Raw genomic sequence first — 20,484 nt, 5'->3', positions numbered from 1 at the left:
TGCTGAATGAAAAAAACGCTTTTCTGGGCGCTGGTACTGGTGCTTGCGCCCATTGCCGTGCTGGTGGTGATTACGCCGATGGACAGCCAAAAGCAGTCTATTTTTGGCCTGCTGAGCATCGGTATTCTCTTTGTTATGGGTTTCAGTAAAAACCGCAGCGTTTCCGTCATTATGGTGGTGACATCGCTGTTGATGTCGACCCGTTATATGTATTTTCGTCTGACGCAGACCCTGCATTTCAACTCCACCATCGAAGCGATTCTGGGAATGGGGTTGTTTCTGGCGGAAGTCTATATCTGGGTGATGTTGCTGCTGAACTACCTGCAAACGGTCTGGCCGCTGAAGCGTGAAATCGTCCCGTTGCCCGATGATATGAGCCAGTGGCCGACGGTAGATATCTATATTCCCAGCTATAACGAACCGCTTGAGGTGGTGCGTGATACCGTGCTCGCTGCGCAATGTATTGATTATCCAAAAGATAAATTAAAAATCTATTTGCTGGATGACGGCAAGCGTAACGAATTCGCGGTATTCGCCGCCGACGTTGGGGTAGGGTATATCACCCGCAACGATAACAAACACGCCAAGGCAGGCAACCTCAACCACGCGATGACGCTAACCAACGGCGAGCTGATCTGCGTTTTTGACTGCGACCACGTGGCAACCCGCGTCTTCTTGCAGGCAACGGTGGGGGGATTCCTCAAAGACCCGATGCTGGCGCTGGTGCAGACGCCGCACTATTTTTACTCGCCGGATCCCTTCGAGCGCAATCTCTCCGTCGGCCGCAATATTCCCAACGAAGGGATGCTGTTTTATGGTCCGATTCAGCAGGGAAACGACAACTGGAATGCGACCTTCTTCTGCGGTTCCTGCGCGGTTATTCGCCGCGCTGCGCTGGAGCAGATCGGTGGCTTTGCGGTTGAGACCGTCACCGAAGACGCCCATACCGCGCTGAAGTTCCAGCGTCTGGGCTGGAAATCGGCGTTCCTGGATATTCCTCTGGCGGCAGGTTTGGCTACCGAACGCCTGGTGGTGCACGTCATTCAGCGTACCCGCTGGGCCCGCGGGATGACGCAAATTTTCCGTCTGGATAACCCGCTACTTGGGCGTGGGCTAACGTTCCAGCAGCGCCTGTGCTACCTCAGCGCCATGCTCTATTATCAGTTCGCTCTGCCGCGCGTGGTCTTTGTCACCGCACCGCTGGCCTATCTGCTGTTCAACCTGAATATCATCTACTCCTCGGCGAGCCTGATTGTTTCCTACGCGCTGCCGCATCTGTTCCTCGCGATCTATGTCGGATCGCGCATGAACGGCCGCTATCGCTACAGTTTCTGGGGCGAAATCTACGATATCGTGCTGGCCTTCCACCTGGTGCTGCCAACGCTGGTCACCATGATTTTCCCCAAACGCGGAAAATTTAACGTGACCGATAAAGGCGGCCTGCTGGACGTGGGCTACTTCGACTTTACCGTCGTCAGGCCACACCTGGTCGTCGCCTGCCTGCTGGGCCTGGGGGTGGTGGTTGGTATCGTCCGCGCCATCGGTCACGACTATTTTGGCTCAGACCCGAACGTTATCGCGCTGAACGTCGGTTGGGGGATTTACAGCCTGATTTTCCTGCTGGCCGCCATTGCCGTGGCGCGCGAAACCCGTCAGGTACGAAAAACGATTCGTATTGATGTCGATATCCCGGTGCTTATCCACTACACCAGCGGCATTGTCTCCCGCAGCCACACCGCAGATCTGTCCATGGGCGGTTGCCGCGTAAGCGCGCCGGATAAGCGTCACCTGGAGGATGAAATCGAAGAGATTGAGCTGATTCTTCAGTCCGGAGCGATTTCGATCCCGGTACGCCAGGTCACCGCTGACGATCGGTTTATCCGCCTGCAATTTGATGAAAACATTCAGCTTTCCCGTCGCCGTGAACTGGTGCGGGTGGTGCTGGCCCGCGCCGATGCGTGGATTAACCCGCCGCGCCCGCAGGACAATCCGTTCCGCTCTTTCGCCACGATTTTACGCTGCGTATTTGAACTCTTCTGGCTGACGTGGAAGACGCGCCGCAGCCAGCGTCGTCAGCCCTCTGCGGCAAACCCCGCGCAGGAGGATGGCAGTCTATGAAATCCTTAACGACGCTCGCGCTGCTGGTTGGAGTGCTCTCTGCGCCAGCGCTGCACAGCGAGGAGATGCCCGCAGATTCATTGACGGAGCTTAACTTTCCGCTTCCAGATGCGGCTGCGAACAGCGCATCGGCGCCCACTAGCGAAGCGAATTCACCGGCGACGACGGAAGCCGCGTCGGCAAACGCCGCTCAGCCGGATTCGCTACCCGCGCTGCCGCCGATAACGCCTGTTGTCCCTGATACGGTACCGCTTACGCCGATCGTTGGCGGCAATCTTAACCTGATGCAGATGGGCATGCCGGACGGCATTATCCTCAGCGGTGGACAAAATCAGGGCGGCGCCAGCTTTACGCTCCCCTCCGATCAGGTGGTCACCCACGCCCAGCTGATGCTGGAGGTCAAGGTTTCGCCGGAGATGGCGTCCCGCAACGCCACGCTGCAATTAATGCTCAACGGCCAGCCGCTCGGCACCTTGCCGCTGGGGGCTGATGGCGAGGATATTTCGCACTACCAGCTGGATATCCCGGCGGCGCTGATGGTGTCCAGCAACAACCTGAGCTTTAAGATTAACGACGGCGATGCGCTGCAGTGCCGGCTCGATATTCACGACACCTCGCGGGTAACCATTCTGCCCGGCTCCCACTTTAGCTGGGAGAGCCAGCAGCTCAATATCAGCAATGATTTGGGCCACTTCCCGCGCCCGTTTTTCGACCGTATGCAGATGACGCCAGCGGATATCGCTATCGCGTATCCGGAGAAACCAACGGCGGATATTTTCAGCGCAGCGGCGCTGGTGTCGTCATGGCTGGGTATTCAGGCCGACTATCGCGGTATCGCTTTTGACGCGCTGCGCGATCGCCTGCCCGAGAAACACGGGATTATCATCGGTCATCCCGGGGATCGGGTGGGCGGCCTGACGCTGCCGCAAACCGACAAACCGCTGCTGCGGATCGTGGAAAATCCCGGTAATCCGGCTTATAAGCTGTTGCTGATCGTCGGCCAGAATGACGCCGCACTGCGCATGGCCGCGTGGCGCCTGACCCGCGGCGATTTCGCCCCGCAGACGGCCAGCATGACCGTGGATCCGCAGGCGATTCCCGTCGGCAAGCCCTACGATGCGCCGCGCTGGATCGCCACCGATCGTCCGGTAAAAATCAGCGAGCTGATCCGTCAGGATCAAAGTATGACCGTTAGCGGCGTGTGGCATGAACCGCTGCGCGTCGCCTTTCGCGCCGCGCCGGATCTTTATCTGTGGGATGGAGAAACTATCCCCCTGCAAATTGGCTATCGTTTCCCGTCGGAGAACTGGATTAACGAGGATAAGTCGCTGCTGAGCGTGACGCTGAACAACACCTTCCTTAATAATCTACCGATGAACAAACAGGGGCCGCTGGAGAAGCTCTGGCGGCATCTGGGCGGCGACGCGCGTCAGGAACGGTTTACTATCCCGCTGGCGCCGTATCTGATTTACGGTGATAACCAGCTGTCGCTCTATTTCAACCTGGTGCCGAAGGATAACGCGCCCTGTTCGCTCCTGCTGAACAGCACTATCAAGAGTCGAATCACCGACGATTCGTGGATCGATTTGAGCGGTACGCGGCACTTCTCGCTGCTGCCGAATCTTTCCTATTTTGTCGGCGCTTCGTTCCCGTTCTCCCGGTTAGCGGATTATTCGCAAACTACGCTGCTGCTGCCGGAACAGCCTTCGGAAACCCAGGTGGCGACGATGCTGAATCTGGCAGCCCGTTCGGGTAATTCAACCGGCAAAGCGTTAGCCAACAACCGCGTAATATTGGGCGTTCCTGACGGCGGCGCCAATGCGCCGCTGCTGCGCGATCGCGACGTGCTGGCGGTCAGTTCCCTCGATCAACAAGCGTTTAACCAGCGCCTGCTGGCCCATTCCCCCTACGCCCCGGTCGATAACCTGCTGAGCGTACGTGAACCGACGCTGTGGGAAAAGATTCAGCGCAGGCTGAGCGGCGACTGGGCTTCCGACGGCGTCGATGCCGATCGCTATTTCTCCTCCAGCAGCGCCTGGCGCGGTTTTATCAGCTATCGCTCACCGTGGAACCCGCAGCGGGTGGTGGTGGTGGCGATGGCCAGCAGCGACGATCAGCTGGCGAAACTGGAAGACGATCTTAATTCCCCGCGTATCAATGCCGGTATTCGCGGCGATACGGCAGTGATCACCAGCGATAACGGCGTGCGTAGCTTCCAGGTCAGCACGCCGTTCCCCAGCGGCCAGATGCCGTGGTACATGATGGCGGTATGGTACGCCAATCAGCACTCCGGGCTGCTGGCGGTGCTGGGGTTGATTACGACATCGATTCTGGGTCTGGCGCTGACCGCCATGTTTAAACGTCATGCTCGTAAGCGCCTGGATTCGGGAGAGAGCCAATGAAAAGAGCCAGCAGAATGAATACCCATGCAGCCCGTCAATTTTCTACGCTGTGCCTGTCCGGCGCGCTGACGCTTGGCGCATTCGGCGGAGCGCACGCGGCGGGTAACGATGCCGCGCTACAAGCGTTGTTCGCACAGGCCAACTACTGGCACGAAAAATCGCATGACGAACTGGCGATGGAATCGCTGCAAAAAGTGCTATCGGTGGATGCCAACAACGCTCAGGCGCTGTACCTGATGGCGCTATGGGCGCAGCAGGGGGGCAATCTGCAGGCCGCAGCCCAGTGGCGGGCGCGGCTGGAGAAAGCGGCGCCCGACAGCCCCGGACTACAGGATCTGGATAGCGCAAAAAAAATGGCGCAGGTGCCGCAGGGACAGCTCACTCTGGCCAGACAGCAGGCGCGCAGCGGCAATGTTCCCGCCGCGCTGGCGACCTGGCGGAGTATGTTTAACGGCAACGTTCCGCCTTCCGGGCTGGCGGCCGAATACTATATGACCATGGCCAGCGACAAGGCGCTCTACCCACAGGCGTTGAGCGAACTACGTCAATACGTCGCGCAGCATCCGCAGGAGAACGCGCCGCGCGTTGCCCTGGGCAAAGTGCTCACCTGGCGCGAAGAGACCCGCCGGGAAGGCATCGCCATGCTGGAGCCGATGGCCAGCGGCAGCAAAGAAGCCGATAGCGGGCTGCGTCAGGCGCTGCTGTGGCTGGGGCCGCAGCCGGGGGATGAGCCGTTTTACGACACCTGGATGCAGCGTCATCCGCAGGATACTGAAGTCCAGAACTACTTTCGCGAACGGCGCAGCGGTCAGGCGCGCGGCCAGGGCTATTCTGACCTCAACAGCGGCAATACCGCCGCGGCGAAGCAGCAGTTTGAACAGGTTCTGCAAAGCAACCCGCAGGACGCTGACGCGCTGGCCGGAATGGGCTATATCGCCCAGCGCAGCGGCGATTTTCAGGCGGCCTCTCAGTATTTGAGCCGGGCGGCGGATCTCGGCGGCGATGGCTCGGAAACCCGTCGTCAGCAGGCGGCGGATGCGCTGTTTTACGGGCAGCTCGCTCAGGCGCAGCAGGCTTACAAGCAAGGGAATATTAGCCAGGCGCTGGCGCTCTCTGCGCCGCTGGCGCAGCAGAGCGGGACGCAGGGCACGGCGGCGAAGCTGTTCCGCGCCGACGTTCTGCGCCATAACAAAGATTTGCCGCAGGCCGAACAAACGCTACGGGCGCTGCTCAACGACCAGCCGCAAAACGGCCCGGCGCGGGAGAATCTCTATTACGTTCTGCGCGAACAGAATAAAACGGCAGAAGCGCAGGCGATGCTGCGCACGCTGCCGGAAAGCCTGCAGCAAAAACTGCAGCCGCGGGTGGTCATCGGACAGCCCGGCGATTCGCTGCGTCGCCAGGCGCAGGAGCAGGCCAGCGCCGGTAACGTGACGGCGGCTATCGCCATGCTGCGCCAGGGGCTTTCTCGCTATCCGGACGATGCGTGGATGCGCCTCGATCTGGCCCGTATGCTGCAAAAAGCCGGTAACGACGGTGAGGCAAATGCGATTATGGGCGCCGCCTGGCGTCCCGGCGCCGGCGCCGGCTCGCTGTACGCTGCGGCACTTTTTGCCAGCGAGAACGGCGGCTGGCAGCAGGCGCAAACCCTGCTGGCAAGAATTCCCCCCGCCAGTCAGACCAGCCAGATGCGCGACCTGAAACAACGGGTGAACTACAACCTGCAGCTGGCGACGGCGGAGAGCTATCTGGCGCAGGGCAATACCGTTGCCGCTGCTAATACGCTCAGGACGATGACCGCAACGCCGCCTGAAGCCCCGGCGGATGTGGGTAAACTGGCGCGGCTGCTGGCCCAGAGTGGCGATGTCACCACCGCGGTATCGCTGGTACGCAACAATATTAACGGCGGTATCTCAGGTAATGCCGGGGATTATGCCGATCAGGTGACGGTACTTAACCAGGCGGGCCTGACAACCGAAGCGCAGAGTCTGCTCACTAACCCGCAGCTGCAGGCAAGCAGTACGCCGACGCAGCTGGCCAGTATTCGCAACGGTTATGTGATTAACGAAGCGGACCATCTGCGCGAGCAGGGCAACTACGCGGCAGCGTATGACAAGCTGATGGGCGCGATGCAGAACGACCCGCAAAATACCGATCTGATGTTCGCTATGGCGCGGCTCTATCAGAGCGGCAAAATGAACAAAGAGGCCGGTGTCGTCTATGACTATCTGATGACCCGCGATACGCCGACGCAGGATGCGCGCAGCGGGGCTATTGATGTCGCACTCTCGGCGGGGAATAGCGAACGGGCGGCGCAGCTGGCGGGTGGACTGCGCCCGGATAATTCGCCGGACCGTTTGCTGCTGCTGGCGCGCGTTGCCGAGTCGCAGGGGCATCATCAGCAGGCGATGACTTACCTGCGCAGCGCCCGCGGCAGGCTGCTGGGACAACAGAGCAGCAATGGCGCGCAAACGCCGACCGTGGGCGGCGCGCTGGCGGCGGATAATCCGTTTGTCGGCGTTTCGCGTACCCCCGGGGCGACGCGTGCGGCCTCCGCCTACGGGCAATATATGCCGTGGCAGGTCTCTCAGGTATCGACCGGGGATGGCGGCGCGCTGCCGGGGATCCAGCGCACCGATCTGCCGGTCGAAACCGCCCAGACCCGGATGCTGCGCCAGGTGGATACCATGATGGAGACGTTGCAGGAAAAAACCGGCACCTGGCTGCAGGGGGGCATGGAGGTTCGCGGTCGCGACGGCGAATCCGGCACCAGTAAGCTCAGCGAGATAAAAACCCCGCTCACCTGGTCCTCATCGCCGTTTGGTGATTCGCGTTTCGATTTTACCGTTACGCCGATTACGCTGAACGCGGGGACGGCGACCGGCGACGCCTGGCGGCGTTACGGCGCGAACCCGCTATCCAATGCAGTCTCCAATATGATTTCCACCGCGACCAGCGAGCAGGCGGCGATTGCGGCGATGACCGCGACCGAGCGCACGACGTACTTTGCCAACAATCCGGGGGCGGAAGCCTTGAGCGGTCTGGGCACGCTCAAGGCCTCTGACTTTAATGCCACCACCAGCAGCGGCATGGAGAATCTGGCGAAACTCGGAACTTACGATTCCGGGCAGGTCGCCAGCTATCTGGCCTCTTCCAGCCTGAAGCCGAATGTCGATCAGGCGAGCGGCTCAACCGATTCACAAAAAGCCAACGGCGTGGAGCTGGCTCTGGCGCTGAGCGGCGACGAATACCGCGTCGATATCGGCAGCACGCCTCTGGGCCAGGATCTAAATACCGTGGTGGGCGGCGTAAAGTGGTCGCCGAAGCTGACCAACTATCTGTCGTTGATTTTTACCGGCGAGCGTCGGTCGCTGACCGACAGTCTGCTCTCCTGGGTAGGGCTGAAGGATTCCTATTCCGGCAAGACCTGGGGGCAGGTGACCAAAAACGGCGGTACCCTGCAGCTAAGCTATGACGACGGCGATGCCGGTTTCTACGTCGGCGGCGGGGGCTATAGCTACCTGGGACAAAACGTCGCCAGCAATACCAGCATAAACGCCAACGCCGGAGTTTATTTGCGGCCTTACCACGATGAGTATCGTCAGCTGCAGACCGGGTTGAGCATGAGTTACATGGATTACTCGAAAAACCTGAGCTACTTCACCTACGGGCAAGGGGGCTACTTCAGCCCGCAGAACTACGTCAGCGTATCGCTGCCGGTGAGCCTGACGGAAAAATATGACAACTGGACGATGAAACTTGGCGGCTCGGTGGGCTATCAATCCTATAGCCAGGATAAGAGCGCTTATTTCCCGACTAACGCCGGGTGGCAGCAGGCCCTCGAGACCGCAGTGAGCAACGGTTTTGCCAAAGAAGCCTACTATTCAGCCACTTCGAAGAGCGGTATCGGCTATACCCTACGCGCCGGCGCAGATTACAAAGTCAACAAACAAATGACGCTCGGTGGTCAGGTTGGCTATGACACCTTCGGCGATTATAACGAGAGCACCGCTGGTCTCTATATCCGCTACATGCTGGGAGATAACTGATCGTGACGGACAATAATAACGCGCAGGTTATGACGTGGTTTCAGCAGCAGCAAACGCCTGCCGGATGGTTCGATCTGCTGCTCATTATGGTTGATGGTATGGTCAACAACGCGGGTGAGCTGGAGAGCCAGCCCTTTCTGCGGCAGATGGGCGAGGCGCTGGCCGATGAACATCCGCTGCCGGAGTCTGAGACTCTCGGCCAGCTGGAGACCAACATGAATGCGCTGCTAAGCCGCTTTCAGTGGGGCTTCGTCAGCGTCGAGGTGAACGATGAAGGCCTGCGATTACGCCATCAGGCTCTGCCGGTCAGCCGCGATGAAGCGCGGCGCATCCGCTGGTGTAATGCATTTTGTGCCATACTCGAGGGGCTCTATTCCCGCTGGTTACAGGGACAGGGCGGCGCGGCGCACGTGGTTTTACAGCGTGAGCGGCTGTTTTCAGTCTCTGACGTTCAGTTTCTTTACTTCCATCCCTAATGGGTGAATTTATGTCCTTGCGTGCTTTAGCGACAGTCGTGGTAACGACGGTGATGATGCTTCCCCACGCGTGGGCCGATACGGCGTGGGAAAGTTATAAATCGCGTTTTATGATGCCGGACGGGCGTATTGTTGATACCGGTAACGGCAACGTCTCTCATACTGAAGGGCAGGGTTTTGCCATGCTGTTAGCGGTGGCCAACGACGATCGTCCCGCCTTTGACAAGCTCTGGCAGTGGACAGATAAAACCCTGCGCAACAAAGATAACGGGCTGTTTTACTGGCGCTATAACCCGGTGGCGCCCGATCCAGTGGCGGATAAAAATGACGCCACCGATGGCGATACCCTGATTGCCTGGGCGCTGCTGCGCGCGCAGCAGCAGTGGCATGAAAAAACCTACGGTACCGCTTCGGATGCGATAACCGCTTCGCTGCTGAAGCATACGGTGGTGACCTTCGCCGACCGTCAGGTGATGCTCCCGGGCGCAAAGGGATTTTATCTCAACGACCATCTGAATCTGAATCCATCCTACTTTATCTTTCCCGCCTGGCAGGCCTTCGCGGCGCGTACTCATTTGACCGCCTGGCGAAAGCTGAAGAGTGATGCTCAGGCGCTGCTGGGGAAAATGGCGTGGGGGAAATCGCAGCTACCCAGCGACTGGGTCGCCTTAAGAGCGGACGGCAAGATGGAGCCGGCAAAAGAGTGGCCGACGCGGATGAGCTTCGATGCTATCCGCATTCCTATGTATGTCTACTGGGACGACCCGCAAAGCAGCCTGCTGACGCCGTGGAAAAACTGGTTTCAGCGCTATCCGCGTCTGCAGACGCCGGCCTGGATAAACGTCAATACCAATGAGGCCGCGCCGTGGTTTATGACCGGCGGGCTATTGGCGGTACGCGATTTAACCCTTGGTGAAGAGCAGGCCGAGCCGCAGATTAATTCCCAGGACGACTATTACTCCGCCAGCCTGAAGCTGCTGGTATGGCTGGCAAAGAAAGAACGGTCGTAAACTGTGGAATGCGCCTCGAATAACGCAGTCGAGCCGGGTGCTGAGATCTGAAGGGCGCCGTAGAATTGTGGGCAAGCCGGCTTGCCCGGTGAGGCGCAATGTTGCGGGGGCTTGAACCCCGGCGGCATCGATTGATAGGTTGCTGGAAAGAGAAAACCCCCGCACGTTGTTTGGTATCAACCTGGCAACGTCTCGGGGGCTAATCTCGAACCTCAACAATTCGAGGATAGCCGCGAATGGTTGCCATTGCAATAAGGCGGCTGTATGACGCTTGCTCAGTGGGGTCTGCTGCTGTGGGACGATCTGGCGGCTCCGGTCATTACTGGCATTCTGGTCAGCATCATCGTGAGCTGGATGGATAATCGCAAGTAGACGACCCGGTGGGCATCTGCCTGCTTTAGTAGCAGCATGCGCCCGAACGGGGCCGCAGGGATAAAATCCTGCGGCCTTTTTCGTTTTGTTGCAGCAACAAAACACTTTCCTGGAATGCGTCTCGCATGGTGCGTAATGGCGGAGTGCGGGTAGCCGATCGGGCCAGTAGAATCGTCGGCAAGCCGGGCTCGCCCGGTGAGGCGCAATGTTGCGGGGGCTTGAACCCCGGCGGCATCGATTGATGGGTTGCTGGAAAGAGAAAACCCCCGCACGTTGTTTGGTATAACCTGGCAACGTTTCGGGGGCTAATCTCGAACCTAGACAATTCGAGGATAGCCGCGAACGGTTGCCATTGCAATAAGGCGGCTGTATGACGCTCGCTCAGTGGGGTCTGCTGCTGTGGGACGATCTGGCGGCTCCGGTCATTGCTGGCATTCTGGTCAGCATCATGGTGAGCTGGATGGATAATCGCAAGTAGACGACCGGTGGGCATCTGTCTGCCTAAGTGGCAGCATGCGCCCGAACGGGGCCGCAGGGGGAACATCCTGCGGCCTTTTTCGTTTTATTGCGGATAAGGTACCCAACTGCCGCCGTTCAACTGAACATACGGTTTACCCTGATACTGAATGACGATGGCGTTGGAGTTTTCCGACACTGCCGCGCTCTGCGGCAGGTTGGCAATGTACTGCTGCCAGTTGATGTCATTCTCATCAAACATCTTACCGTCGAGGGCGCGAACCACCAGCTCAGAAACCGCCAGGTAGCTGCTTGGCTGGCTGATGATAATCGGCGCATCGGGATGTCTTGCCTTAATGCCAAAGAATTTCACCGCCGCCGGCACGTTGGTAATAGATGGGCTGGGAATATCGCGCAGACCGGAGACCTGCATTTTATCGCCTTTTAATGCCGCGCCGTGTTCAGGCACGACGATGACCATCACCTTGCGTCCCGATTTCTCCAGCTCAGTAAAGAAACTGTCCAGCTCGTCGAAGAACTTCTGCGCACGGGCTTTATAGTCCGCGGTTTTGCTCTGGCCCGGATAGTGGTTGCCGTCGTGCAGCGGCAGCGTGTTGTAGAAGGTCGCCGTGCGCGGCGTATTCAGCTTATCCAGCGACTGCAGCCAGCGGTTCAGCGTCGCCTGGTCATCATAGACCGGTGAGCCGTCAAAGCCCTGCAGAATGACCGGCAGGCCGCTTTGATCCATCAATGGGCTCTGGATACCGCCCAACGAACGAAGCTCTTTCAGGAAGTCGCCGAAGACACCGTTGTGACCGAGCATCAACTGCTGGGTGAAGCCCAGCTTCGCCAGGTTTTCAAATAGATAGCATTCGCTGCCTGAGGGTTGATAAAGGTTGGCGTGAGAGAGCTGGCCGCAGCTGGCGCGCAGCAGACGCGCCGCTGCCGGCCCGCTGTAAGAGGTCGCCGAATTAAAGTTTTTGAACAGCAGGTCAAAATGCTTCCACAGCGGATGCTCCATCAATCCCGCTGCTTCGATATCCGACCATGAGAGCGAGCAGATGTTGATGATCAAGACATCAAACGGCTGGGCATCGGCCGGGAGCGCATCAGGAAACGTGGTTTTGCGTTTCTGCTCAGAGGCGTAAAAGGTATTCAGCCAGTTGGTCAGATTGGCCGATGTCGGCGGCTCCGTTTGCGCCGGGATATCGTTATTCTCCGGGGCGGCGTTGGTCGCGACGATTGCCCCGCCACCGGTATTCGGCGCGTTATTCGCCGCCGCGGTCGTCGGCTGACCTGTCGGCCAAAGGGTAAACGAAGGTAGTAGCGGACTGGCGACCAGCCAAATCATAATTGCTGAGACAAATACCGTTACCCGTAGCCACTGGCTGATAAACAGCCACAGAACCAGCAGCACGAAGAACGCGCCAATCATATTCCAGTTAATAAAGCGGGTTACCAAATCCCAGATATAGTCGGCGCTGAAGCCAGCAATCTGCGAACCCTGGCTGACGATGCTTTCCGGGCCGGGCAGCCAGGTGTCGTGCCAGAACAGCATAAAGCCCAGCGGGATCGCTATCCAGTGGCGAATACGGTGCAGCTTATATTGCGGAATCGGCACCAGCAGAAAGGCCAGAAACACCAGGTTTAGCATGGGATGAAAATTGAGGTATCCCGCCCATAGCAAGGCAAACTTCACCAGAAAGTAGAAGTTCCAGCCAGATAGGCCGCGCCAGTAGCGCCAGAGCGGAAGCGACGCTGAGGGGGTTTTAGGTTTGGTCATTTCGTTGATTTGCCTTGCCTGGATGCCGCTTCCCGGCGCAGCACGCCAGCCGGTTTGACATAACGGGGTTTAAAGAACATCAGTCTTAACGTGGTGCGAATTCGCCGCTGGTAGTGGCGCGTAAGGTAACCCAGCGGAAAGAACAGCAGGGCGCACAGGACGACCAGCTGAATAATATCGGCAATCGACATCATAAGGTTGGCTCCCCGTCGATGGACAGACGATGCGGCTCGGGGGTTCGCCGCCAGCTACGTCCGTCGTGGGTCGCGTTGATAGGCGTTTTTTTGGCAAGCGAAACAGGCAGCGGCGTATTCCAGTTCTCCGGCATAATCCCGCGCATCTGCAGGATTTCAGCCGCTATCTGCTTATCTTCAAACCAAATCATACGATTAGAGAAAATATCGCCGGTAGGTAAAGGGAAGATATGGTTTAACGCGGTGTCGAGGTCGTTCACCCGGCAAAATGACAGAAACAGCACCAGGCGATTATTACCGATGGTCATGATGTCGCCCATGCGATTAGGCTTACACAGCGTCAGCGCCTGCTCTACGCGCAGACCGGGCGCCGGGCGCAGCGCCACCATCACCCCTTTGCCGTCGGCGGGCAGCATGGTGTTGGCCATAATATTGTGCACCGCTTCGCAGAAGGCATCCCACTTCTGGTAGCCGCGCAGCTTCAGCGGCTGGCTCCAGTTCAGCAGAGTATTAAAATCCTCCGGAATATAGCGAGTAAACTGCTGTTTTTGAACGCTTTCTATAAGCGTGAGGCAGCGCGATAACGGTGCGCCGCTGGGAATAACCATATTGGCGCCGCTGCTCAGCAGCAGGCGTTCATCGGTGGCGCGCAGGCTTGGCGTTTGCTCGCGCACGACAATTTTCAGCGCGCTACCGCGCTGGCGGCGCAGGGTGTGGATATAGCGTCCCAGCTGTTCAATCTGTTCGTTCTGGGTAATGGAGAAAATCAGCGTCGCCGCCTGCGCCATTCTGCCGGCGTTGAAAACGGCGTCATTGGTTTCGAACAGCGTCCAGTATTCGGAAAGCGCGGGCGCCCCCTCCAGTACGCGCAGGTTGCTGAGGATGGTTTTCTCGTCGCTGCGCGGTTGTACCACCGTTTCCTCGTCCTGCGCCAGCCGCCAGCCGTTTTCATCGTGTAAAACAATGAGCTGCTGCCGGGCGCTGATGCCCTTTTCGCTGCCCCACCAGGCAATATCGAACAGGTGGTTATCTCCCTGGTAACGTATACTTGCCAGTCCGGAAAGCGAGCGGTACTCGCGTAATAAAGGGGAAAGTTGCTTATCGATATCGTGCCCGGAATTAAGTACTAATAATGAACAACGATGATAATTAGTCCATCGATATGATTTCTCAACCCAATTGCATAATTGTTCGCTTTTAATATTCTGCCAGGCATTTTCAGCACATAGCAGAATAAACAAATAATTGCCAGGTTCGAGGGAACAGACTAAATCGCGGTGCATTTCTTCCAGCCCTTCAAAGCGGTTCGGCATGGTAAATAATGCGATTTTTTCAGGCCCGCGATCTTTTTGTAATTTTATGATTTCATTTGGGTTATCACCCATGGCTATCGTCGCAACGCGAGCCTGTTTATCCTGGGCCGCAAGCGTATGATTAAGCAAGCTTACCGCGTCCGCATGGCGGTCGACATTGAGCCACCACACGCCGCCAACGGGCATATGGCACACTTCGTCCCATAATGATGAAATACCCAAAGAATATACGATATCCACGGTGTCCCTCGTGAGACCTGTTTTACACTTGATTAGTTTACTAGCGAAAGCGACAGAGTAAACCTAACATTGAAATTAAAGGACATCAGTTTTAGCATGTAAACCTATTTTAAGGATGAACGAACGCCTCTCGGTATAATTTATTAATTTTTCCAACGGACAGAGAAATGCCAGCAAAAGAGCCTGCTGTACCCACCGATGCGACTTTGGGCTATACGTTTCAAAATGATTTCCTGGCGTTAAGCCGGGCATTTTCCCTGCCTGATATTGATTATCATGATATTTCCCGACGCGAGCAGTTAACCGCGGCGCTGAAACGCTGGCCGCTACTGGCTGAATTAGCAGAGAAAAAGTAAGGAAGCCATCGATGGCTATTCTGGGATTACAAGGCGTGCGCGGCGGCACCGGCACCACGTCGATCACCGCTGCGCTGGCCTGGGCGCTGCAATTACTCGGGGAAACCGTGCTGGTGGTGGACGCCAGCCCGGATAACATGCTGCGCTTCTTTTTCAACGTCGATTACCGCCACAAAGTGGGCTGGGCGCGCGCCCTCATCGACGGGAACGACTGGCGAGACGCCGGGCTGCGCTACACCTCGCATATCGATCTGCTGCCCTTTGGCCAGCTAACGCCGGGCGAGCGCGAGAATATTGACCAGCTTCAGACGACGCTGGCCCCGATGGCCGGGATGGTGCAGAAGCTCCATCAGCAGGGCGATCACCGCTGGCTGCTGATTGATCTGCCGGACGGGTTCTCACCGCTGACCCGCTCCCTGATTGACGTCTGCGATCGCACGCTGGTCGTGGTGCATCCGGACGGCAACAGCCATATTCGCCTGCATCAGCAGGCGCTGCCGGTCAATAGCGATATTTTGATTAACGATCTGCGCGTCGGCAGCCAGCTGCAGGAGGATCTCTATCAGCTGTGGCTGGAGAGCCAGCGCCGCATTCTGCCGGTGACTATTCATCGTGATGAAGCGATGGCGGAGTGTCTGGCGGCGAAGCAACCGCTCGGCGAATACCGCCAGGACTCGCTGGCGGCGGAAGAGATACTGACGCTGGCCAACTGGTGCCTGCTGCACTACGCCGGAAGGGGCGCGGAATGATTCGCCTGAGTACGCTACTGCTGGCGCCGCCGGTTGGAGAGCGGTTGAGCGAACGCTATCGCGATTATCGCCAGCACGGCGCGTCGCGGCTGGCGGCCGCGCTGGGCTGCTTGTGGGCATCTCTGGCATGGGCGTTTATGCCGCTGGAAACCCCGCGCTGGCAGGCAATTCGCGAACGTCATGGCGAGTTTTTCCCGCATATTAATCCGCATCGACCGCGCCCGCTGGACCCGATTCGCTATCTGCTGCAAGCCCTGTGGCTGCTGGTGACGCGGGTGCCGGAGCCGGATAAAAAGATCAACTGGCGTTCGCTGGCGGCGCTGGAAGGCGTGCAGGGGCGCTATGCGCAGTGGCTGGAAAAGCTACCGGAAAAGGTCAACGCCCGCACTGGTCATCTGGATAAGCATAAGGAGCTGGGGCATCTGCATCCAAAAGTGCGGCGGCTTCTCCTTGGCACGATAACCTTTTTCTCGCTGATCCTGGCGCTACTCTGTATTACCCAGCCGTTTAATCCGCTCTCGCAGTTTATTTTTCTGCTGCTGCTGTGGGGCGTGGCGCTGCTGGTACGGCGCATCCCCGGGCGCTTCTCGGCGCTGATGCTGATCGTGCTTTCGCTGACGGTCTCGTGCCGCTATATCTGGTGGCGCTACACCTCGACGCTAAACTGGGACGACCCCGTAAGCCTGGTGTGCGGGATCATCCTGCTGTTCGCAGAAACCTACGCCTGGGTGGTGCTGGTGCTGGGCTATTTCCAGGTCGTCTGGCCGCTGAACCGCCAGCCGGTTCCGCTGCCGGAAGATATGGCGCAATGGCCGACGGTCGATATCTTCGTGCCGACTTATAACGAAGATCTCAACGTGGTGAAAAACACCATTTACGCCTCGCAGGGGATCGACTGGCCGAAGGACAAGCTTAATATCTGGATCCTCGATGACGGCGGGCGCGAAGAGTTCCGCCAGTTCGCCAAAGACGTTGGCGTGCATTACATCGCGCGCACCACGCACGAACACGCGAAAGCCGGGAATATCAACAATGCGCTGAAGTACGCCAAAGGCGAGTTTGTGTCGATTTTCGACTGCGACCACGTGCCGACCCGCTCGTTCCTGCAGATGACCATGGGCTGGTTCCTGAAGGAGAAAGAGCTGGCGATGATGCAGACGCCGCACCACTTCTTCTCTCCGGACCCGTTTGAACGTAACCTGGGGCGTTTTCGCAAAACGCCGAACGAAGGCACGTTGTTTTATGGCCTGGTGCAGGACGGCAACGACATGTGGGATGCCACCTTCTTCTGCGGCTCCTGTGCGGTGATCCGCCGCGGCCCGCTGGATGAAATCGGCGGCATTGCCGTGGAAACGGTCACCGAAGACGCCCACACCTCTTTGCGCCTGCATCGTCGCGGGCACACTTCGGCCTATATGCGTATTCCGCAGGCGGCCGGCCTGGCGACGGAGAGCCTGTCGGCGCATATCGGCCAGCGCATCCGCTGGGCGCGCGGGATGGTGCAGATATTCCGCCTTGATAACCCGTTGTTTGGTAAAGGGCTGAAGCTGGCGCAGCGCATCTGCTACGTCAACGCGATGCTGCACTTCCTGTCCGGTATTCCGCGGCTGATCTTCCTGACCGCGCCGCTGGCGTTTCTGCTCCTCCACGCCTATATCATCTATGCGCCGGCGCTGATGATCGCCCTGTTCGTGCTACCGCATATGATTCACGCCAGCCTGACTAACTCGAAGATTCAGGGTAAATACCGCCACTCTTTCTGGAGTGAGATCTATGAAACGGTACTGGCGTGGTATATCGCGCCGCCGACCGTTGTCGCGTTGATTAACCCGCATAAGGGCAAATTCAACGTGACGGCAAAAGGCGGCCTGGTGGAGGACGAGTACGTCGACTGGGTGATCTCGCGTCCCTATATCTACCTCGTGCTGCTGAATCTGGTCGGCGTTGGCGTGGGTATCTGGCGCTTTATGTACGGCCCGGAAAACGAAATTTTGACCGTCTGGGTCAGCATTATCTGGGTGTTCTATAACCTGATTATTCTCGGCGGCGCGGTGGCGGTATCGGTTGAAAGCAAGCAGGTGCGGCGCTCGCATCGCGTGGAGATGTCGATGCCGGCGGCGATTGCCCGCGAGGACGGGCACCTGTTCTCCTGTACCGTCCATGATTACTCCGACGGCGGCCTCGGCGTCAGAATTCACGGCGAGGCGCAGGTGCTGGAAAGCCAGCACGTTAAGCTGCTGCTGAAACGCGGGCAGCAGGAGTATGCCTTCCCGGTGCGGGTCGCGCGGGTTAACGGCAGTGAAGTTGGGCTACAGCTGCTGCCGCTAAGCAATCAACAACATATTGATTTTGTGCAGTGTACGTTTGCCCGCGCAGATACGTGGGCGCTTTGGCAGGATAGCTTCCCGGAAGATAAGCCGATGGAAAGCCTGCTGGATATCCTGAAGCTGGGATTCCGTGGATATCGTCACCTGGCGGAGTTCTCCCCGCCGTCGGTGAAGGTTATTTTCCGCTCGCTCACCATGCTGGTGGCCTGGTTTGTTTCGTTTATTCCGCGCCGTCCGGAACGCGCTGCGGCGACACTCTCGGCAGAACCGGCGATGGCCCAACAATGATGATAATGCGATGAACAGAAAACTCTCTTTGATTTGTGCAGTAGCGGTGGGCATTGGCGGCTGGTCCTCCTTCGCGTCGTATGCGGAACCGACTGCGGCAACGGCAGCGGCGCAGACGACAACCGTGCCCGGTATTGCCGGCACGGTTGCGGACGGCCAGCCAACGGCGACCCTTGCCGATCCGGCGGCGCCGGTGGTGGTGCTCGATAACGCCCCGAGCCGCGACGTGAAGCTGACCTTCGCCAAAATCGCTCCGCCTCCCGGCAGCATGGTACTGCGCGGCGCGCGCCCCGAGGGTTCGGTCGAGTTCGGCATGCGCAGCGATGAGGTGGTGGCGAAAGCGTTGCTTAATCTCGACTACACCCCCTCTCCGTCACTGCTGCCGGTGCAGTCGCAGCTGAAGGTTTATCTTAATGATGAGCTGATGGGCGTTTTGCCGGTCACCAAAGAGCAGTTGGGCAAAAAAGTCAGCGCGCAGATCCCAATCGATCCTCTCTATATCACCGACTTTAACCGCGTGCGCCTTGAGTTCGTCGGCCACTATCGCGACGTCTGTGAAAACCCGGCCAGCAGTACCCTGTGGCTGGACGTCGGTCGCGAAAGCTATCTGGATTTAACCTATCAGTCGCTGAACGTGCGCAACGATCTTTCGCATTTTCCTGTGCCGTTCTACGATTCGCGTGATAACCGCCAGCTGACGCTACCGATGGTCTTTGCCTCCTCGCCGGGTGTCCTGCAGCAGCAGGCGGCGGCGATCGTTGCCTCCTGGTTCGGCAGCAAGGCGGGCTGGCGCGGTCAGCAGTTCCCGGTGCAGTTCAACGCGCTGCCGGACCGCAACGCCGTTGTTTTTGCGACCAACGATAAGCGCCCGGACTTCCTGCGCGAGCATCCACCGGTTAACGCGCCGACTATTGAAATGATCGACCATCCGGATAATCCGTACGTTAAGCTACTGGTGGTCTTTGGGCGAGATGACAAAGACCTGCTGCAGGCGGCGAAGGGGATAGCGCAGGGCAATATTCTGTTCCGCGGCAGCAGCGTGACGGTTGACGATGTCAAACAGCTGCAGGCGCGTAAACCGTACGATGCGCCAAACTGGGTGCGCACCGATCGCGCGGTGACCTTTGCCGAGCTGAAAACCTACGAACAGCAGCTGCAATCCAGCGGCCTGGTGCCGGATTCCATTAACGTCGCGCTGAACCTGCCGCCGGATCTCTACCTGCTGCGCGCCAACGGCATCGATATGAACCTGAACTATCGCTACACCATGCCGCCGATCAAGGACAGCTCGCGCATGGATATCAGCCTGAACGATCAGTTCTTACAGTCTTTCAGCCTCAACAGCTCGCAGGATGTGAATAAGCTGATTCTGCGCCTGCCGGTGCTGCAGGGGCTGCTGGATGGCAAAACGGAAGTGACAATCCCGGCGCTGCGCCTTGGGGCGATGAACCAGCTGCGCTTCGATTTTCAGTATATGAATCCGATGCCCGGCGGCTCTATCGATAACTGTATTACCTTCCAGCCGGTGCAGAATCATGTGGTGATTGGGGACGACTCGACCATCGACTTCTCGAAGTACTATCACTTTATGGCCATGCCGGATCTGCGCGTGTTTGCTAACGCGGGCTTCCCCTACAGCCGGATGGCCGATCTCTCCGATACCTTAGTCGTGGTGCCGAAAGCGCCGACCGAGGGTCAGGTGGCCACGCTGCTGGAAACGGCCGGCGGCATCGGCGCGCAAACCGGCCTGGCGGCGATTAACCTGCGCATGACCGATGACGGCAGCCAGATTAAGGACAAAGACGCCGACCTGCTGCTGATTGGCTCTATTCCGCAGGCGTTGAAGGACGAAACGAAAATTAACCTGCTGGTTGAAGCGACCAAAAGCTGGGTGAAAATGCCGATGCGCCATTACGACCTGGCGAGCATCTACCCCGATACCGAAGCCAGAACGCCGAATACCCGCACTGATATCACGTCATCCGGGCCGATGGCGGCGATAATCGGCTTCCAGTCGCCTTACAACGATCAGCGCAGCGTCGTGGCGCTGCTGGCCGATAGCCCTCGCGGTAACGAATTGCTCACCCAGGCGCTTAACGATAGCGGTAAACGCGCGGCGATGTTTGGCTCCGTCTCGGTGATTCGCGAGTCGGGCGTCAACAGCCTGCGGGTAGGCGATGTTTACTATATCGGGCATCTGCCGTGGTTCGAACGCATCTGGTTTGCGCTCTCCAGCCACCCGGTACTGCTGGCGGTGCTGGCGGCATTAAGCATCGTACTGCTGGCGTGGGTGCTGTGGCGCATGCTGCGTATTATCAGCCGCCGTCGCCTCCACCTTGATGATGAGTAGT

14 protein-coding genes are annotated in these 20,484 nt (G+C 58.4%); 11 read left to right on the top strand and 3 right to left on the bottom strand.

The window, feature by feature from the left end; translation table 11 throughout:
• Positions 1-6 precede the first annotated feature (6 nt).
• The 7 genes from bcsA (ABLV12_RS12565) to ABLV12_RS12535 all read left to right on the top strand — a co-directional run bounded on the left by bcsA (ABLV12_RS12565) (position 7) and on the right by ABLV12_RS12535 (position 10,905).
• Positions 7-2,118 carry a UDP-forming cellulose synthase catalytic subunit gene (bcsA, locus tag ABLV12_RS12565; protein ID WP_004106724.1) on the top strand — a complete coding sequence of 704 codons (2,112 nt, stop codon included), beginning with the start codon at positions 7-9 and terminating at the stop codon, positions 2,116-2,118.
• Positions 2,115-4,520 (top strand): cellulose biosynthesis cyclic di-GMP-binding regulatory protein BcsB, encoded by a 2,406-nt coding sequence (bcsB, locus tag ABLV12_RS12560; RefSeq protein WP_160887483.1) that lies wholly within the window; start codon positions 2,115-2,117, stop codon positions 4,518-4,520. The genes bcsA (ABLV12_RS12565) and bcsB (ABLV12_RS12560) overlap by 4 nt, the downstream gene beginning before the upstream one ends.
• A complete protein-coding gene (locus ABLV12_RS12555) occupies positions 4,517-8,569 on the top strand; it encodes a cellulose biosynthesis protein BcsC (RefSeq protein WP_064397770.1) in 4,053 nt (1,350 codons plus the stop codon). Before bcsB (ABLV12_RS12560) ends, ABLV12_RS12555 begins: the two co-directional genes overlap by 4 nt.
• The gene (gene bcsD, locus ABLV12_RS12550; RefSeq protein WP_024274803.1) at positions 8,569-9,045 is read left to right on the top strand and encodes a cellulose biosynthesis protein BcsD; all 477 of its coding nucleotides are present in this window, start codon (positions 8,569-8,571) and stop codon (positions 9,043-9,045) included. The genes ABLV12_RS12555 and bcsD overlap by 1 nt, the downstream gene beginning before the upstream one ends.
• A gap of 11 nt (positions 9,046-9,056) precedes the next feature.
• A complete protein-coding gene (locus tag ABLV12_RS12545; RefSeq protein WP_016807736.1) occupies positions 9,057-10,055 on the top strand; it encodes a glycosyl hydrolase family 8 in 999 nt (332 codons plus the stop codon).
• 264 nt (positions 10,056-10,319) lie between these two features.
• Positions 10,320-10,427: a type I toxin-antitoxin system toxin Ldr family protein gene (locus ABLV12_RS12540; RefSeq protein WP_160887479.1), complete on the top strand. Its 108-nt coding sequence runs from the start codon at positions 10,320-10,322 to the stop codon at positions 10,425-10,427.
• A gap of 370 nt (positions 10,428-10,797) precedes the next feature.
• Positions 10,798-10,905, top strand: a complete 108-nt coding sequence (locus ABLV12_RS12535; protein WP_160887477.1) for a type I toxin-antitoxin system toxin Ldr family protein — start codon at positions 10,798-10,800, stop codon at positions 10,903-10,905.
• An 84-nt stretch (positions 10,906-10,989) separates the two neighbouring features.
• Here the strand turns inward: ABLV12_RS12535 and bcsG are convergent, their stop codons facing one another.
• From bcsG to bcsE, 3 genes are read right to left on the bottom strand one after another with little or no spacing between them, the layout of a single operon-like run.
• Positions 10,990-12,666: a cellulose biosynthesis protein BcsG gene (gene bcsG / locus ABLV12_RS12530; protein ID WP_064397773.1), complete on the bottom strand. Its 1,677-nt coding sequence runs from the start codon at positions 12,664-12,666 to the stop codon at positions 10,990-10,992.
• A complete protein-coding gene (gene bcsF, locus ABLV12_RS12525; protein WP_004106715.1) occupies positions 12,663-12,860 on the bottom strand; it encodes a cellulose biosynthesis protein BcsF in 198 nt (65 codons plus the stop codon). The genes bcsG and bcsF overlap by 4 nt, the downstream gene beginning before the upstream one ends.
• On the bottom strand, positions 12,857-14,413 hold the full coding sequence (gene bcsE, locus ABLV12_RS12520) for a cellulose biosynthesis protein BcsE (RefSeq protein ID WP_160887475.1): 1,557 nt from the start codon (positions 14,411-14,413) through the stop codon (positions 12,857-12,859). Before bcsE ends, bcsF begins: the two co-directional genes overlap by 4 nt.
• A 167-nt stretch (positions 14,414-14,580) precedes the next feature.
• On the opposite strand from bcsE, the gene bcsR reads away from it, so the two are divergent.
• Genes bcsR through bcsB (ABLV12_RS12500) form a run of 4 tightly spaced genes read left to right on the top strand, consistent with a single transcriptional unit; the run spans position 14,581 to position 20,483 of the window.
• Entirely contained in the window at positions 14,581-14,769 is a 189-nt protein-coding gene (gene bcsR / locus ABLV12_RS12515; protein ID WP_004106713.1) for a cellulose biosynthesis protein BcsR, read from the top strand.
• An 11-nt stretch (positions 14,770-14,780) separates the two neighbouring features.
• On the top strand, positions 14,781-15,518 hold the full coding sequence (gene bcsQ / locus ABLV12_RS12510; protein WP_064356213.1) for a cellulose biosynthesis protein BcsQ: 738 nt from the start codon (positions 14,781-14,783) through the stop codon (positions 15,516-15,518).
• The gene (bcsA, locus tag ABLV12_RS12505) at positions 15,515-18,133 is read left to right on the top strand and encodes a UDP-forming cellulose synthase catalytic subunit (RefSeq protein WP_064397779.1); all 2,619 of its coding nucleotides are present in this window, start codon (positions 15,515-15,517) and stop codon (positions 18,131-18,133) included. The genes bcsQ and bcsA (ABLV12_RS12505) overlap by 4 nt, the downstream gene beginning before the upstream one ends.
• 10 nt (positions 18,134-18,143) lie before the next feature.
• Positions 18,144-20,483, top strand: coding sequence for a cellulose biosynthesis cyclic di-GMP-binding regulatory protein BcsB (gene bcsB / locus ABLV12_RS12500; RefSeq protein ID WP_023321744.1), 2,340 nt, complete (start codon positions 18,144-18,146; stop codon positions 20,481-20,483).
• Position 20,484: the final 1 nt, after the last annotated feature.

This window comes from Klebsiella sp. CN_Kp100 (assembly GCF_040065315.1).
Classification (GTDB): domain Bacteria; phylum Pseudomonadota; class Gammaproteobacteria; order Enterobacterales; family Enterobacteriaceae; genus Klebsiella; species Klebsiella oxytoca.
The sequence above is the reverse complement of the archived record's forward strand: the minus strand, read 5'-3'. Positions and strand labels throughout refer to the sequence as shown.

Excerpts from the sequence above, each read along its gene's own strand:
- bcsA (WP_004106724.1), top strand. The coding sequence starts at position 7 with ATGAAAAAAACGCTTTTCTGGGCGCTGGTACTGGTGCTTGCGCCCATT.
- bcsB (WP_160887483.1), top strand. The coding sequence starts at position 2,115 with ATGAAATCCTTAACGACGCTCGCGCTGCTGGTTGGAGTGCTCTCTGCG.
- ABLV12_RS12555 (WP_064397770.1), top strand. The coding sequence starts at position 4,517 with ATGAAAAGAGCCAGCAGAATGAATACCCATGCAGCCCGTCAATTTTCT.
- ABLV12_RS12545 (WP_016807736.1), top strand. The coding sequence starts at position 9,057 with ATGTCCTTGCGTGCTTTAGCGACAGTCGTGGTAACGACGGTGATGATG.
- ABLV12_RS12540 (WP_160887479.1), top strand. The coding sequence starts at position 10,320 with ATGACGCTTGCTCAGTGGGGTCTGCTGCTGTGGGACGATCTGGCGGCT.
- ABLV12_RS12535 (WP_160887477.1), top strand. The coding sequence starts at position 10,798 with ATGACGCTCGCTCAGTGGGGTCTGCTGCTGTGGGACGATCTGGCGGCT.
- bcsG (WP_064397773.1), bottom strand. The coding sequence starts at position 12,666 with ATGACCAAACCTAAAACCCCCTCAGCGTCGCTTCCGCTCTGGCGCTAC.
- bcsF (WP_004106715.1), bottom strand. The coding sequence starts at position 12,860 with ATGATGTCGATTGCCGATATTATTCAGCTGGTCGTCCTGTGCGCCCTG.
- bcsR (WP_004106713.1), top strand. The coding sequence starts at position 14,581 with ATGCCAGCAAAAGAGCCTGCTGTACCCACCGATGCGACTTTGGGCTAT.
- bcsQ (WP_064356213.1), top strand. The coding sequence starts at position 14,781 with ATGGCTATTCTGGGATTACAAGGCGTGCGCGGCGGCACCGGCACCACG.
- bcsA (WP_064397779.1), top strand. The coding sequence starts at position 15,515 with ATGATTCGCCTGAGTACGCTACTGCTGGCGCCGCCGGTTGGAGAGCGG.
- bcsB (WP_023321744.1), top strand. The coding sequence starts at position 18,144 with ATGAACAGAAAACTCTCTTTGATTTGTGCAGTAGCGGTGGGCATTGGC.